The 15,807-nt window shown below is 35.0% G+C and carries 18 protein-coding genes and 1 pseudogene; 6 read left to right on the top strand and 13 right to left on the bottom strand.

Translation table 11 applies throughout. From position 1 onward, the window contains the following. Positions 1-266 precede the first annotated feature (266 nt). Positions 267-608 (bottom strand): hypothetical protein, encoded by a 342-nt coding sequence (locus ACFVT8_RS14030; protein WP_387081044.1) that lies wholly within the window; start codon positions 606-608, stop codon positions 267-269. A gap of 210 nt (positions 609-818) precedes the next feature. Between ACFVT8_RS14030 and ACFVT8_RS14025 the strand changes: the two genes are divergently transcribed. Next, on the top strand, positions 819-1,244 hold the full coding sequence (locus ACFVT8_RS14025; RefSeq protein WP_387081043.1) for a DUF4183 domain-containing protein: 426 nt from the start codon (positions 819-821) through the stop codon (positions 1,242-1,244). Positions 1,245-1,273: 29 nt separating this feature from the next. Continuing rightward, entirely contained in the window at positions 1,274-1,594 is a 321-nt protein-coding gene (locus ACFVT8_RS14020; RefSeq protein WP_387081042.1) for a DUF4183 domain-containing protein, read from the top strand. A 75-nt stretch (positions 1,595-1,669) separates the two neighbouring features. Here ACFVT8_RS14020 and ACFVT8_RS14015 read toward each other — a convergent pair whose 3' ends face one another. From ACFVT8_RS14015 to ACFVT8_RS14000, 4 genes are read right to left on the bottom strand one after another with little or no spacing between them, the layout of a single operon-like run. Then, entirely contained in the window at positions 1,670-2,407 is a 738-nt protein-coding gene (locus ACFVT8_RS14015; RefSeq protein WP_387081040.1) for a 5-oxoprolinase subunit PxpA, read from the bottom strand. Between the two features lie 2 nt (positions 2,408-2,409). Further along, positions 2,410-3,273: a 5-oxoprolinase subunit C family protein gene (locus ACFVT8_RS14010; RefSeq protein WP_387081038.1), complete on the bottom strand. Its 864-nt coding sequence runs from the start codon at positions 3,271-3,273 to the stop codon at positions 2,410-2,412. A gap of 3 nt (positions 3,274-3,276) precedes the next feature. Further along, positions 3,277-3,963, bottom strand: coding sequence for a 5-oxoprolinase subunit PxpB (gene pxpB, locus ACFVT8_RS14005; RefSeq protein ID WP_387081521.1), 687 nt, complete (start codon positions 3,961-3,963; stop codon positions 3,277-3,279). Then, a complete protein-coding gene (locus ACFVT8_RS14000; protein WP_387081036.1) occupies positions 3,956-4,570 on the bottom strand; it encodes a pyroglutamyl-peptidase I in 615 nt (204 codons plus the stop codon). The genes pxpB and ACFVT8_RS14000 overlap by 8 nt, the downstream gene beginning before the upstream one ends. 601 nt (positions 4,571-5,171) lie before the next feature. Here ACFVT8_RS14000 and ACFVT8_RS13995 point away from each other — a divergent pair. The 4 genes from ACFVT8_RS13995 to ACFVT8_RS13980 all read left to right on the top strand — a co-directional run bounded on the left by ACFVT8_RS13995 (position 5,172) and on the right by ACFVT8_RS13980 (position 8,349). Further along, positions 5,172-5,627, top strand: coding sequence for a chemotaxis protein CheX (locus ACFVT8_RS13995; RefSeq protein WP_387081035.1), 456 nt, complete (start codon positions 5,172-5,174; stop codon positions 5,625-5,627). Between the two features lie 357 nt (positions 5,628-5,984). Continuing rightward, a complete protein-coding gene (locus ACFVT8_RS13990; RefSeq protein ID WP_255505077.1) occupies positions 5,985-6,107 on the top strand; it encodes a hypothetical protein in 123 nt (40 codons plus the stop codon). Positions 6,108-6,209: 102 nt separating this feature from the next. After that, the gene (locus ACFVT8_RS13985) at positions 6,210-6,701 is read left to right on the top strand and encodes a cytochrome c oxidase subunit II (protein WP_387081033.1); all 492 of its coding nucleotides are present in this window, start codon (positions 6,210-6,212) and stop codon (positions 6,699-6,701) included. Beyond that, positions 6,688-8,349: a b(o/a)3-type cytochrome-c oxidase subunit 1 gene (locus tag ACFVT8_RS13980; protein WP_387081031.1), complete on the top strand. Its 1,662-nt coding sequence runs from the start codon at positions 6,688-6,690 to the stop codon at positions 8,347-8,349. Before ACFVT8_RS13985 ends, ACFVT8_RS13980 begins: the two co-directional genes overlap by 14 nt. A gap of 129 nt (positions 8,350-8,478) precedes the next feature. Here ACFVT8_RS13980 and ACFVT8_RS13975 read toward each other — a convergent pair. From ACFVT8_RS13975 to ACFVT8_RS13940, 8 genes and pseudogenes are all read right to left on the bottom strand, one after another. After that, a pseudogene (locus ACFVT8_RS13975) lies at positions 8,479-8,658 on the bottom strand (transposase); the annotation flags it as partial. Between the two features lie 410 nt (positions 8,659-9,068). Beyond that, positions 9,069-10,601 (bottom strand): MDR family MFS transporter, encoded by a 1,533-nt coding sequence (locus tag ACFVT8_RS13970; protein ID WP_387081030.1) that lies wholly within the window; start codon positions 10,599-10,601, stop codon positions 9,069-9,071. Positions 10,602-11,207: 606 nt separating this feature from the next. Beyond that, complete coding sequence (locus ACFVT8_RS13965; RefSeq protein ID WP_387081028.1) at positions 11,208-11,762, bottom strand: carbon monoxide dehydrogenase; 555 nt, start codon at positions 11,760-11,762, stop codon at positions 11,208-11,210. Positions 11,763-11,953: 191 nt separating this feature from the next. Further along, the gene (locus ACFVT8_RS13960; RefSeq protein ID WP_387081027.1) at positions 11,954-12,838 is read right to left on the bottom strand and encodes an ABC transporter ATP-binding protein; all 885 of its coding nucleotides are present in this window, start codon (positions 12,836-12,838) and stop codon (positions 11,954-11,956) included. Then, a complete protein-coding gene (locus tag ACFVT8_RS13955; RefSeq protein ID WP_387081025.1) occupies positions 12,835-13,566 on the bottom strand; it encodes a hypothetical protein in 732 nt (243 codons plus the stop codon). The genes ACFVT8_RS13960 and ACFVT8_RS13955 overlap by 4 nt, the downstream gene beginning before the upstream one ends. After that, the gene (locus ACFVT8_RS13950; RefSeq protein ID WP_387081024.1) at positions 13,547-14,377 is read right to left on the bottom strand and encodes a hypothetical protein; all 831 of its coding nucleotides are present in this window, start codon (positions 14,375-14,377) and stop codon (positions 13,547-13,549) included. The genes ACFVT8_RS13955 and ACFVT8_RS13950 overlap by 20 nt, the downstream gene beginning before the upstream one ends. Continuing rightward, positions 14,364-15,134 carry a hypothetical protein gene (locus ACFVT8_RS13945; RefSeq protein WP_387081023.1) on the bottom strand — a complete coding sequence of 257 codons (771 nt, stop codon included), beginning with the start codon at positions 15,132-15,134 and terminating at the stop codon, positions 14,364-14,366. The genes ACFVT8_RS13950 and ACFVT8_RS13945 overlap by 14 nt, the downstream gene beginning before the upstream one ends. After that, the gene (locus tag ACFVT8_RS13940; RefSeq protein ID WP_387081021.1) at positions 15,135-15,662 is read right to left on the bottom strand and encodes an RNA polymerase sigma factor; all 528 of its coding nucleotides are present in this window, start codon (positions 15,660-15,662) and stop codon (positions 15,135-15,137) included. Positions 15,663-15,807: the final 145 nt, after the last annotated feature.

Below are 15,807 nucleotides of genomic sequence, written 5' to 3'. Positions count from 1 at the left end.
GTCATTGCCACAGGATGTGACTTTCTTAGACTGAGTTCCTCTATTCACTCTTGTTTGGAAAGGAACTATATCCACATTCATCTTACCACTTTAGAGGAAGTAGTTTTTACGTATGAGGATAGTCATAATTAGTATTCTACCTTATTCGACAAACAAAGTATAACACTAATTTACTTTGAAAAGCATATATATAAAGGTTTCAGACGCCATATTCATCCATATCGTCCTGTTTAATCAAAAAGATAATGCATTTTTCAGGCCCACTATCAAAACGTGTAGTTGATTTCCTTCCGACTGTGCACTTTGTTGTTGCTGACGCTTCGCTTTCGCACAGGATAAAACATTTGTTGCTGACGCTTCGCTTTCGCACAGGATAAAACATTTGTTGCTGACGATTCGCTTTCGCACAGATAAAACATTTGTTGCTGACGCTTCGCTTTCGCACAGATAAAACATTTGTTGCTGACGCTTCGCTTTCGCACAGATAAAACATTTGTTGCTGACGCTTCACTTTCGCACAGATAAAACATTTGTTGCTGACGCTTCACTTTCGCACAGATAAAACATTTGTTGCTGACGCTTCGCCCAGAGTCTCTAACAATTGTCATCCTCAATTTATGGTAGTGGGCAATTATTTTATAAAACTACTAATTTCTATTCCAAAATGGTTGCACAACTAAGCAAATAATAATTTTCTTCATATTTTAAAGTAAGGAAAATTAAGTTTTAAAAAAGTTTGGTGTTCGATTGCAATACTAATAATAGTGAAAAATCAAAGCTAAATGAGGGAAAAATAATTAAATGAGGTGATAAGAAATATGGGGAATTATAGGAATTCCGGTAAAATCGAGCAAGAATGTGAATGCGGGTGTAAAGATCGTTTTATTTGGCCACGTATAAAAGCTAGTACCATCCCTCCGGTAGACCCTCCCCCTGTCATTGAACCTAATGGAAATATCATTCCAATCGTAAATAGATATTTCTATGTCGTTACATCAGATATTAATTTGACGAATGGAGTGACTCTAGCTGCTAGCCAATTTTGGAATGATGATGGCAATCCAGCAACTGAATTTAAGATTTTCAATCCGAATGGCTACGTAAATCTTTATATCAATGCCGTAATGCAGGAAGGTGAAATTTACAACATAACTCCAACCTCGTTAACCTTAAGTCCAGATAATTCAACAATTTATAGAGGTACTCCAATCATCATAGAATCAATAGGTTTTTCTACTATGTAAGTAACCAACCTGAAAGGGGGTGAAAATAAGTGGCACTTTCTATTATTAATATTCATGTCAATGTTACAGGTACTTCGACTAGATTTTTCAATGTTTTAGCTGCACCCTTAACGATCACTGATGGTACAACGGTTGCCTCTACTACCTTTTTAAATGATAGCGGTTCTGCTGCAACTACTTTCCCAATCGTAACAAATGGGTACTATAATTTATATATTAATGGGGTGCTTCAGGAAGGTGGTTCTTACTCAGTTTCTGCAACAGAATTAACATTCAATACTGTTACAGGCACTTTACCAGCAGGAACACCTGTTATTGTTGAAGCTGTTGAATTAGTGACTACACTTTAATTATCCTAAGTAAATAGGATAGAGAAATATATTTTTTTATAATAAAGGATGCCTTAAAAAAGGGCATCCTTTATTTTATTTATCCATTTGACATTTAAACTCATAAATCTTTTTGGCATAGTCCAGTGCATGTGGGCCGTCTCCGTGTATACATAGTGTTTGCGCGGAAATTTTAATTTTCTTTTGCTGTACTGACATCACTTCATTCGACGTTAAAATACTTTTGACATGTACAAGCATTTCTTCCTCTGTTTGAATCAATGCATTTGAATGTAATCGATTCACTAATGTCCCGTCTTCATTATAATTACGATCAGAAAAAACTTCTTCGTAAACTTGTAAGCCTTTTTCATTCGCAATTTTAGCCATTTTACTCCCAGCCAAGCAATATAAAATATACGCTGGATTTAAATCAAATATTGCATTGACAATAGCAGTTGCCATTTCTTTATCATTAGCACTTTGATTATAGAGGGCTCCATGTGGCTTTACATGATGAAGTGTTCCATTCTCTACTGATACAAATGCTTGCAATGCCCCTACCTGATAGACAATCATATCGTATATTTCCTCAGCACTAAAATCCATATTACGACGGCCAAAACCTTCGCGATCAGGGTATCCTGGGTGTGCTCCAATAAGGACATTTTTTCGAATGGCATTTCGTACAGTCTGACGCATAATCGTATGATTGCCTGCATGATAGCCACATGCAATATTAATGGACGTCACATAGTTTAAAATCTCTTCATCATTGCCCATGGTAAGTGCATTATTACTTTCACCCATATCACAATTAATATCCATTGGCATACCTATTCCTCCATTAGTGCGAAGTTGACCGTGTTAAACATGCGCATTTGAGCGACTTTATGTAAATCATCTTCATGTATTGTTGCAATTATAGGATAACCCCCAACCGTTTGAGCATCTGCCATTAATACGATGGGGTCCCCACTTTGAGGCACTTGAATTGTCCCAAACTGTGTTGCTTCCGAGAGAATATCTTGTGATTCTTTCAGCTGTAGCGTAGCACCTTTTAAATAATAGCCCATACGATTTCCACCTGAAAATTGAAATGGAATGTTTAAAAATTGATGCTGACTCTCATCCGTAAATAAATCAAAATGTGGACCTTTAAAAATTCTTACCGTAATAGAAGTTTTAAAGGTTGGGCGAAAAGGTGCATAAAGTCCTCTTGTCAATTGTAACGTTTTTGACTTTTGTCCAAATATAACGCTACCCTCATTTATTGCGTCACCTAGATTTCCAAGTGGAAAGTACGAGTTGCTTCCAAGTATTGGATCTGTTTGAAATCCTCCTTCAGGCGTAAGATAAACAATAGAGCCAAGACTTACACTTTTTATGGACAAGATATCTCCTTTTGTTAAATGGAAAGTTTTCCACATTTCTACTGGAGCATCATTTAACAAGCATTGACATTTTGCTCCAGTCAATACATAAGTACCTTCATTTAAAGCTTCAAATTCAAAACCACCAACAAATATTTCAAATGAAGTTTGGTTATTGTCGTTACTTAAGATATATTGCGCTGCTTGAAATGACACTTTATCCATAGGTCCAGATAGAGGAATACCATACGCCCGATAGCCGTATCTCCCTTGGTCTTGCAAGCTCCCATATACACCTTTCTTTTTTATCATAAGAAGTGGCTTCAATTGCTACACTCCTTTGCTTTTTATTTCAATAAACTCCTGTTTTGTTATTTCATAAAATTGTACTTGATCTCCAAGTGAAAAAATAAAAGTTTCTTTCCGATGTACATCAAATAAATTTAGCGGCGTCTTACCAATGATATTCCATCCACCTGGTGAATCTAATGGATAAATCCCTGTCTGCAAACCACCTATACCAACAGAACTTGCAAATACAGAAGTTCGCGGCTTTTTTAATCGTGGTACAAACAGCTTTCTATCTAATTCACCCAAATAAGGAAATCCAGGTAAAAATCCAATTAGATATACACTATAAAGCTTTGACATATGTATTTTTTTAATTTCCTCATACGATAAACCCGTATAATCCATCACACTATACATATCTAGGGCAAATTCCTCATCATAGCATACTGGAATTTGTAACTGTCGATTTGTTACATCGTCAACTGTTGGTGCAATTTGCATCAACAGCCATTGTTCTTGTAAAAAATCTAAATCGATTTTTTGTTTTATATAAGCTGTAACTGTATGATAGCTTGCAACACTTTCAACAAGGTTTTGTTGTAGCATTTTTTTCAGAAACCAATTGAACTTTTGTACTACTAGAAAATTTTCTTGAGATATTTCCTCATGAAATGCAAAACGAATTGTGTGTTGGCTAATCCACATCGTAGTAGGAAAATCATTCATTTGTTGCACGAATGGTCTCCTCAATACAGAGCCTAATAGAAGTTATTAAATCTTGGATGTTCCATCCTGGTATTTTTCCATGCTGAATGGCCAAATCAAATGACGCAGGAATATGAATAAATCCTGCACGAACCCCTTCATGTTGCTTTGCATAAACTAGCCCTTCATACATAATATTGTTGCATAAATAAGTACCCGCCGTATTTGAAATTTCCGCTGGATATCCTTCTTTGCATAATCGATTGACCATATTTCGGATAGGTAAATTCGTTATATATGCATCTGCACCATTATTATAAATGCTCTCATCTACTGGTGTATAACCATTATTATCTTCTTCACCATCTTTAATATTAATCGCAATTCGCTCTGGCGTTATTTTAAAACGCCCTCCAGCTAACCCTAATGAAATAATGATTTGTGGCTTTATCTCAGCAATATATTGTTTTAGCTGCTGAGCAGATTGCTGAAAATCTACAGACAAAATACGTCCTACTATTTCATAGCCACCCATCTTTTCTCCATTTAGATTTTCTACAATTTGCATTGTTGGATTAATTTTATAATCAAGAAATGGTACAAACCCTGTTAACAATATTTTTGTCATGTTTTCTTCACCTAAATTTCTCTTGGACGTTGCTTAATTGCCCATCCATTTTTATTATTTTTAATTACTGGTGTAGATACTGATTGATTGCTTAGAAAAACTGTCACTTATTGAAGTTTTTAATCTTCTTAAGTGTCATTTTTTCATCACCTCGTAACCACACTGATTTGTTTTAATTCTACAAAAAAACATTTCCCTTTTACAATATATTTCAGAAAAAACAAACAACTCTTTTTTCTCGTGATTGAAACAATAGTAATAAAAATAAATAAAAAAAGCATGGTCTCAAAATTACATGACCATGCTCTACTTCCTCTATTATTGATATCCTCTTATTTTAAATGTGCAGTCGTCTGTTTCATGACGTGTGCTCCCACTCCAATATAGATAACCACTGCTGCACCAATAAATACGAATGTCATCACTGACCGCTCCTTTTTTTATAATTATTTGTATTTGAAAAAACTTAAACGTCTATTGATTTTGAAAATCATTCTCATTGATATAATATAAAATTCCCATTAATTCGTCAAGACATACTTTCATCTTACCCATTTAACATGGTAAGATGTAGAAAAGTCGGAAAAAGGATGCGGTTATGATGAGTAATTCGAAGTACTTTCAAACTATTTTAAACGGGACAATTCACGCTTTAAGATCGATCTTACCAATGGATATAGAGGTGAAAACTCCTAGTATTATTTCTGAACCATTCCAACAACAGCAAATGGGGGTTTTAATTGGTTTAATAGGAGATTTAAAGGGCCGTGTAATCATTGATTCCTCTCCTGAAATATTTAGTGGCATCGGCAATACAATGTTTGGTATGCCTCTTGAAGGAGAAATGTTGGAATCCTTCACTGGTGAATTTGGAAATATGATTGCGGGAAATTTATGTACTACCGTAGGGCAAGAAAGCTTAGAAATTGATATCACACCACCAACAGTGATGGTTGGCAACACAAAGTTATACGGCTTTGAAAAGGCATTTGTACTACCTGTTACAATTCCAAACGTTGGTCCATTGACAGTTCTTTTAACAATCGAGGAAGAATAGAGTCCTATAATAGAAGACTGTTCCAAATGATATATCCTATGCTAAAACACCAAACATTTATGAGTACACTTTATCATTCTCTTTCATTAACGGAGGATGCACCATAAGGCTCAAGTCTAATTTTCAATAGTAAAATTTCTTGAAAAAGAAGAAATTTTAATAAAAATTAATCCAATTTCAACCTAAAAGTGGCCATCTCAATGACTATTGAGATGGCTATTTTTTATCTTCCCCTCAATTTTTCACACTTTTTTCACATAATTCGCCAAGATGTGTGATTTTTTTCACATCAAAAAGAAATTTATTTATATATCATGGCAATAAGAAAGACACAATAAAGGCGTAGGAGGAGCAAAAATGGCAAATAAAAAAAAGTCAGATGAAAATTTAAAAGGTTCACTCTATGCGGTATTTGGAGTAGGAATCATCATTATCTTGCTTTGGGTGTACTGCTTCGATTTGTTCATCAATCGTTTTTAACTTCTTTCAGCGGGTTTCCACTGAAAGAGATTAAAGCCTCCGGCGGATGACACGCAATTATGCCGAGGCATAATTGATTCTACTAAGAAAGGACGGAGACATATGCACTTACATAAGTATGAGAAGTATTGGCTTGTGTTCGGAGTTGCTACTTTAGTAGCATTCCTTATCATTCTAGGCATCGGTGCATTTCATCAAGGCTCACATCCGAACAATGGTAAAAAAACACTAGATTATGAGAAAGTAAAAGAATTTGCACCATTCGATAATCCTGGTGTCCATAAAGTCGATGGAAAGGATTGGGATTATGAAGTAGTTGTTTTAGCATCAGCATTTAACTACAATCCTCCCGAAATTGAAGTTCCACTTGGAGCTAAAGTGAAATTTATCGCAACAAGTGCAGATGTAATGCACGGTTTTGAAGTTGCAGGTACAAATATTAATATGATGCTTGAACCTGGTTACATTTCTGAATATGTAACTACAGTAAATAAAGAAGGAGAGTTTTTAATCGTATGTAATGAATATTGTGGTACAGGACATACGATGATGCACTCTATGCTAAAGGTGGTGAAGCCAAATGAGTCTCAATAATAATTTGACAAAAGTGGATCGTCGTGATGCGAAGCTAGCGATGGCACATATTTACGTGGCATTCATCGCATTGTTATTAGGGGGTCTTGCAGGTTTATTACAAGTTTTCGTTCGTTCTGGTCAATTTACATTACCAGCAGGCATTGGTTACTATCAAGTTTTAACCGTACATGGTGTTTTACTCGGTCTTATTTTAACAACGTTCTTTATTTTTGGTTTCCAAATTGCCAGTGTTAGCCGTACGTCAGGGACTTTCTCAGATGGTCAACGTCGCCTTGGCTGGATTGGCTTCTGGTTAATGACTATCGGTACAGCAGCAGCTGCAACAATGGTTCTACTTAATGAGGCAACTGTTTTATATACGTTCTATGCTCCATTGAAAGCTCACTGGATATTCTATTTAGGCCTTACATTGGTCGTTGTTGGTTCTTGGGTTGGCGGCGCAGGTCAAATTTTAAGATATGCACAGTGGCGTAAAGAAAATAAAGGAAGCGGACAACGAAGCCCATTACTATCATTTATGGTTGTTGTCAACAATTTAATGTGGTTCGTAGCAACTCTAGGTGTAGCTGCTTCTGTTCTATTCCAGCTACTTCCATGGTCCTTAGGCTTTATAGAACGTGTCGACATAGCACTATCCCGTACATTATTCTGGTATTTTGGTCATGCGCTTGTGTATTTCTGGTTATTACCTGCATACATGGTTTGGTATGTCATTATCCCGAAGGTTATTGGCGGAAAAATTTTCTCTGATTCTTTAGCAAGACTATCATTTATGCTATTCTTAATCTTCTCTGTACCAGTTGGGATTCATCACCAATTAACAGAGCCAGGTATTACTGGTACATGGAAATTCATACAAGTTGTTTTAACATTTGCGGTAATCGTTCCATCTTTAATGACCGCCTTCTCGATGTTTGCAATGTTTGAATTACGTGGTCGTGAATTAGGTGGGAAAGGTCTTTACGGCTGGTTCAAAAAATTGCCATGGAAAGATGCTCGTTTCTTCGTGCCATTTATCGGTATGGTAGCATTTATTCCTGGTGGCGCTGGCGGTATCATCAATGCTTCTTACCAAATGAACCAATTAATCCATAATACGATTTGGGTTACAGGACATTTCCATTTAACAATTGCAACAACTGTCGTATTAACTTATTTCAGTGCGGCATTCTGGTTAATTCCACATTTAACAGGTCGCACACTGACTAAATCTTTAAACAATCTTGGTAATTTTGCAGCTATTTTATGGGCTATTGGTATGACAATTATGTCTTCTGCTATGCATATCGCCGGTCTGATCGGTGCACCTCGTCGATCCGATTACTCTGAGTATGGCGGTGCTCAACAAGCTTATGATTGGATTCCTTATCAAATCGCTCAAGCTGTTGGTGGCACAATCCTGTTCATCGCTATCATAATCATCCTTTATATTGTGGTGAAATTAGCATGGTTTGCACCAAAAGGCGAAGAAGAATTCCCAGTTGGTGAAGTACATGAAAACGGTGGTACTACTCCAGCTATTTTAGAGAACTTCAAAGTATGGCTTGTTATTTTAGTAGCATTAATTTTATTTGCTTATACTATTCCAATTATCGATATTATTTCTAACTCCCCTCCTGGCTCTAAAGGCTATAAGCTTTGGTAACAACGTTTTACATCTTATAACAAGAGGTTGGGATAAAACTAGCTTCTAATATCGAAAAAAGTGAAATTGAGTGTGCTTAATTTCACTTTTTTCGATTTTTCTCTATACTTACACATCTATGTGAATGGTCGTGAATTTTCTCAAATTTACAGCCATAAATGAAAGACCTATTTCGTTATAAACTTTCAATTCTCCTCGGACAGAAAATCGAGTGAAATGCGAATTAGCCTTCAAGAATCCAAAAACTGGTTCCACGCCATTTTTGACGTAAATGGCGTTCGTTTTTTCTTCTGAGAGCTTCGTTTTCACCTACGTATAGGCGCATAAAATCAGTTTAAGCACCATGCGTGAATGATAGGCAGGACAACCCGTACTTCGTATAAACGGTTTGAGTGCTTATTACGAAAAGTATAAAGCCGGTGAAATTTTACATGTCGTAAAATTTCATCGGCTTTTTGGTATCAGAGGAGGGGGTTGTCCTTGCCTCTTAGTAAAGGTATCTAAATTAGCATGATGGCTCACTTTTTGCTCACCGACCATTTTTTGAAATCCTTTTTCGAGCTCTCTTTTTCTATTTTTGTATGCGTAAATTCCGCAATCTCAGCTGCTTTTTCATACGACTACCTCAATCTTTATCGCTATTTCGAATATGAAATGTTATAAAATTTTAATTGAGGAGAGGCCGAATTTTGATAATTTGTGAAACACAGGCTCATATATTAATGTGATGCGTCGTGATTGTACGTTTCCATTTCAGAAGCAGGGTCGAATTGCTCTCTACCCATAGCAAATGCCATAATTAGCGCAATAGCAGCTGGGATTATCGCCCAAGCAAAAGTATGAGCAACTGAAATAGTAAGTGCTTCTTGCATTTTATCAAGAACCTCTACAGGAATGAAGTTTCGAGTTTCAGGTGTTAGGATAACACTTGGATCACTTAAATCCATACCAGTAGGTGCTTGACCACTAAACGCGGACGTTAATTTATTTGAGAAAATATGGTTTTGAATAATCCCAAACACTGTAATTCCTAATGTCATTCCAAGTTCTCGATTGAAGTTTAGCGTTGAGTTAGCCGAGCCACGTTGTCTCATACTAAGACCATGAATAACGGCATTGCTCAACACAGAGAAAGACGAGCCAATGCCAAGACCAACAAGTATCATAAAGATTGTTACCATAAAGTGTGACGTTTCAGTTGTCAATGTTGTAAGCAAGGTGATACCAACAACGAATAGAGTTAAAGTCGGTAACATAATCGTTCGATACTTAAATTTTGTGAGGAGAGCTCCACCTCCAGATGCTGTTACAACCGAACCGACCATCATCGGAAGTAAAATAAGACCTGAGTTCGTTGCTGAGCCTCCAAGTACACCTTGAACAAAAATTGGAATGTAGATGGCAGCAGTAATGTAAGCAGCACCAGCAAATATTGAAATGATATTACTCGTTGCATAGAGACGGCTTTTAAACATTTTAAAGGAAATAATAGGCTCTTCTACACGTAGTTCAATTAAAATAAAGCTAATAAGAAGCACTCCAAATAGAGCGAATAATCCAAGAATCATTGCGGAATCCCAAGCATATTCTTTGCCGCCTAGCTCAAGAGCAAACATTAAACTAACTACTGCACTAACTAAAGTAGCTGCGCCAAAGTAGTCGATTTTTTGCTTGGCATGTACAACTGATTCATTGTAAAATTTTGCAACTAACACAAAAGCAATTAGCCCAAGTGGTAAATTAATATAGAAAATCCAAGACCAATGAACATAATCAGTTAAATAGGCTCCAATAAGTGGACCAAAGATACTCGATAGACCAAATACTGCCCCGAATAAGCCACCCATTTTGCCGCGTTTATCTGGAGACACTACATCAAACATAATTGTGAATGCGATTGGCATTAATGCACCACCGCCAATACCTTGAATTGCACGGTAAATACTAAGCTGAATGATTGAGTTTGCTGTACCGGCTAGCGCCGAACCGATTAAAAATACTACTAAACCGAAAATAAAGAATCTTTTACGACCATACATATCGGATAATTTACCGAAAATCGGCATACCTGCAATCGACGCGATCATATAAGCTGATGTCACCCAGACAAGTTTGTCATATCCACCAAGATCTCCGACAATTGTACTGATTGCCGTTGCTACAATTGTATTATCCATTGCAGCCATTAAAATCGCTAGCAATAGCCCTGCGATTACTACACCTATTTTACTTGAATTCTTTGACACTTTCATACCTCCGTTTTTTGTGAATCCCTATTATTTTTAACTATCAATATGTATCTTGATAGGGGATGTCTAAATAACCATTTTGTATTATATCAGCTTTAATCAATTGAAGTCGATAATGCAGATTATGAGGAAATCAATTTTCGAAAGGAAGATAAAAAATAGCGAAAAAAATGAAGAATATAAAGCCGGTGAAATTTTACGACGGGTAAAATTTCACCGGCTTTTCGATATTAGAGAAGGGTTTTGTCTCGGTCTTTTTTCATGTTGCATAAAACCAATTATCTCAATAAATTTAAGGTTTCATAATAAATAAAATATGGCTTATCTGCACAACGAGGAGTTTAATTCCGTTCCGAACGGTCGATTTGTCTCTGACGCTTCGCTTTCGTGCAAAGCAAAGCTTCCTGGGGCGTCCGATGAGTCACTTGGAGAAACAGATGTTTTTTGCGCGAAAGCGAAGCGACAGCAACATACGTAAGTGGAGGGAGTGACGCGACGCCTCTCTAAGGAATGTGAGTAGCTTAGAACAACTCTCACCGCAAACGCCATAACATTCAGCCAGATGGCTATTTCATTTTATAAGGCCCTAATGATTTTCATCTAAATTAGTTAAATTGAGTTAGCTATTAGAACAAAAGTTTCAGGTGTTACTTTGTTGGCTACTTTATTATAAATTCCAAGCATATACTGCAAATTATTTTTTTCAAATACAAAAAAGTTAAATAGTTGATGCTCAAAATAAATGGCTTTTGCACCATCTTGAAGTGTATATTCTTTTCCATTTAAGTTCAGTTTATCTGTGAAGTCCAATTTGTTTTTTAAAGGACGAATATCAATTTTATAAATATTATTACTTAAATCTTTGTTAACAAACCTAATTTCCAGGGAATCATTCACATTATAGTTCTTATCTTCAAAGAATCTTCCATATTGATGTGTGAAAGAAATAGAAGGCAACTTTTCGGGTAGCTTTACATCACATTTACAATGATTTTCAAATTCCTTAACAGCAGCTTTTACGGATTTATATCCAGCTTCAGTATACATTTCCTCAAAAGAAGGAGGAGTGTCACTCGAATTTGCATTTACTGTTCCAAAACACCACACACAAATTAATAGACTAAATAAAACCATTAGAAGAGGAATACGTTTATCCAATTTCATCACCCTAATTTTTTATTTAGGTATAGTATGTCTTGTTCATTTACAATAATTCCTTCTTCAACTATCCTGCTCCGTTTGCTGAATAGAGGCCAAGGCAAAAGACACCTTAGTTATTTTACTAATGTCCTTGTTTACTTTAAGTGCTATTCTTCATAAACTCTTTTCAAACCAATACTGAATTCAGTCTTTTATTAATTAAAAACAACGTTACTTTCTTGTGCTCCGAAATAATAAACATAGATATCTTCCATTCTTGGCTCTACATTTACAGCTGATTCATTTGGTTTTTCCTTTGAGATTATACGCAACTCGATATTAGCCCCTTGTTGATGAACGTTCGATACAGCATATTCTGCTAAATATTTTTCTAATTCATCTTCCGCTATTTGTAAGTGCCACACTTGATTAGTTAAATGACTTAATAACTTATTAGGCGCTGCCTTTTCAATAAGTTCACCACCTTTTAGCAATAGAACTTCATCTGCCACATACTCAATATCCGATACAATATGTGTAGACAGAATAATAATTTTATTCTTTGAAAGTTTTGATAGTATTCCTCTTAACCGTATCCGTTCACTAGGATCTAAACCAGCCGTTGGTTCATCTAATATTAAAATCTCAGGGTCATTTAACAACGCTTGTGCAATTCCTATTCTCCGTTTCATTCCTCCTGAGAAACTTTTTAGCTTTTTCTTTCTTACATCTACTAAACCAACCATTGTTAAAAGTTGTTGCACTCTTGTTTGGGTTATCTGTTTGTCTAACCCCTTTAAATTTGCTACATATTTTAAAAAATCTTCCGCTGTAAAATTACGATAACCATGAAATTCCTGTGGTAAATACCCCAAGATATCACGGTAATGTTCACCTAAAGTAGTAATCTCTCGATTATTATAAAGAACTCTACCTTTTTCTGGAGCAATCACATCGACTAGTATACGTAAAAAAGTCGATTTTCCAGCCCCATTTGGCCCTAATAGGCCATAAATTCCGGGAGACAATTCACAATTGATATTTTGTATTGCATAGAAGCCTTTGTATTGATGTGTGATATTTTCTATTTTTAGAATCATATTTCGTGTCTCCTTAATTGCAATTTTATTGTCAGCATTAAGATGCAAACTATTAGAACTCCATACCATATTGTTAAAATAATTAATTGTGATTCAAGTAAAATATCTTTCGCCCTTATCAAATACGAAAAAAAACCTTTCTCTAAAAACCATTCAAACGAATAATGTTGAAGGAGACTACCTCTCAATAAATAGGTCAATCCAAATAAAATTCCACATAAAATCACTGTTGCCATATGTGATTTAAAAATCGTGCAAATGCAAGCTGTAAAAATCGAAAATAATACGCTACCTATCCATACGTAAAGAAAACTCTCTAAACAATCTGTAATAAATGTTGTAGCCAAGTCGGTTTCAACACGGTTAAAGATTAAAAACATCACGATTTGAACTAGTAAAAACAAAACAATAGTCCAAGTGGTGTAAATAACAGTAGCAATCATCCTTAGCAAAAAAACCTTTGCTTTTCCTTTTTGAGTAGTTAAAATAACTTCTTTCACTTTTTCTTCTTCATCTAAAATAAACAATCTTGTATTCACAAATAAAATCATAAATCCAACAGCTATCGAACCTAATACATGCCAAAATGTTGTAGATGTCATTAGTAACTGTTCTGATCCCTTTTGTGCAGAGAAATATAAAATAATTCCCCATAGACAAGTTATCCCTGCCAGAATAGGGGCATTAAAGCTATTTTTTGCGAGTTTTTTAATCTCCCATCGAAGCATATCTTCTCCACCTTCCGATGATAAGATTAAGTGTGAATAGTAATAAAGCAATGACTAAAAATAAAATGTATACTTCACTTTCTGAAAATGGTTTGAAAAACCCTAAATATTGATGGCTTAACATGCCATTAAATCCATAATCATAAATTGCACCGAGGTATTCACTCAATTTCATAGTTCCTATGAATGTTGCGATAAATTTTTCATAAAGCTCTCCTGCTGCAAAAATACTTCCTGCAATCATCATGATGAAAACACTTCGTTTTATAAAAAATGATAATGCTAGTATAAACAATGCGAAGATATAGCTTGCTAGGACTGTATATCCATACTGATAAACTAAAAGCTGGGCAAATGTCCAGTTGGGATTTACTTCGAAAAAAAGAGGTGGATTTACTTTTATTTGAGCGAATATACCCGAAATAGAATAGCCATTTCCTAAGCTAAAAAAAGAAACTACATAAAAATATAAAACAATTAATGCACAATAAATCAAAGTAATAATCTGTTTTACAATTAATAATTTTAGGTGTCCTTTCTTGTACGTTAACAATAATTCACTCATTTCCTGTTCTCGCTCGAAAGACAAACATTTGGATACGCCTACAACAATTAATACAGCAATAAACCAGAATCCAATCCAAGGAATAGCCTCTATTAACCCCTTCCATAATTCATAAGGTTTATCGGATTCTCCAACACTTTTCATTCCCATTAGGTAAATGACTGTACATAAAAAGAGAGCGACATATATTTCTCGTTGTTGAAACAATTTCTTCATTTCCATTAAACCCAATTTAATGATACTCATTAGGCAATCTCTCCATTCTCCAAACATTAGCTAATCGATAAATGAAAAACACTAACAGCATAACGTTGATCAATATATATATTAAAGAATCCATCGATAGCAGAATCGCTCCCATTGGTGTGTATATTGAGAGTAAAACAAAGAAAATCCAAATCAATATAATCAACGTCCAAGACATCGCATCTCGAAATCTAATGCTTAAAGATAATAATGTCAGGCAAAGTAGTAGAATTGGTGTTAACCCCAAAACTGCAATATGAAAGATCGCCGTTGATAGTTCAACATGATGAATTAAAATCATATAAAGCAATGTACAACTGTAAATAGCTATACTACATACCGCAATTGCGACAATTTTAGAAAAGAGAATCTGCTGAAAGGAATACTTATAGGTGGACTCTAATTCAACTATACCTTCTGTTTGTGCATTCATTAAATACCACCCTACTCCCAATAAAGGAGCTGGTGTAGTTAAAACAAAGAAGATCCATCTTTCCATCGTTTCAGGAATTATTGTATAAATTAAAAACATCAGAACAGTTATAATAAGTAATTGAATTTTAAAATAAGATAATAGTTCTATAAATGCTTTCCAAACGAGTTTTTTCATTAATTCACTCGTTCTTTCTTGTTGAATAGGCATATAAGTTTTTAGTAAGTCAATCGTCTCTTGTTTATCATTTTCTTTAATTTCAGGTAGTGTATATGTATTAAGGAATGATTTAAACTTTTCCTCAGTTTCATTAATCTTTTTCAATTAATTTCCCTCCTTCATACGTTTCTTCATTTTTTGCAAACCTTGAAGAAGCCTCGATTTAACAGTTGGTATGGATGTTCCTGTAATTTTTGCAATTTCTTTAGCTGTAAATCCATGAAAGTATTTCAAAATGAGGGTATTCCTTTGCTTTTTAGGCAACGAATTTAATAATTCTTTTACCATTGATTGTTTTACAATTTGATCGCCTATATCGGACCCTATCATTAAGTTTTCATGCTCAACTGAAAACGAAATTGATTGTTTATTTTGCCGAAAGGAATTCATGGCTCGGTTATGTGCAATTTTATAAAGCCAAGCTTTAAAATCCCCTTGTTCCTGATATGTTGGTAATGCTTTCAACATGGCAATAAACACTTCTTGCGTTATATCTTTCGCTTCTTCATAGGAACTTCCTAGGCGATAGATATAGTAAAATATTTCATCATAATAACGATGAACAAGTGTTTCCATCGCCTCTTCTTCTCCATGCAGAATTACTTTTATTAATGTTGCATCGTTCTTTATCATGACTAAACCTCCATATACCTATTAAACACAAAGAAAAAGGAAAAGGATTTAAAAATATTTTTTCTTACACAATTTATTTAGAAACGCAGCAAAAACGTAGTTTCTATACTTATTATCCAATAAAAAAAGCACAGGCTTGATAACC

The organism is Lysinibacillus sp. NPDC058147 (genome assembly GCF_042884205.1).
Lineage (GTDB): Bacteria > Bacillota > Bacilli > Bacillales_A > Planococcaceae > Lysinibacillus.
The sequence above is the reverse complement of the archived record's forward strand: the minus strand, read 5'-3'. Positions and strand labels throughout refer to the sequence as shown.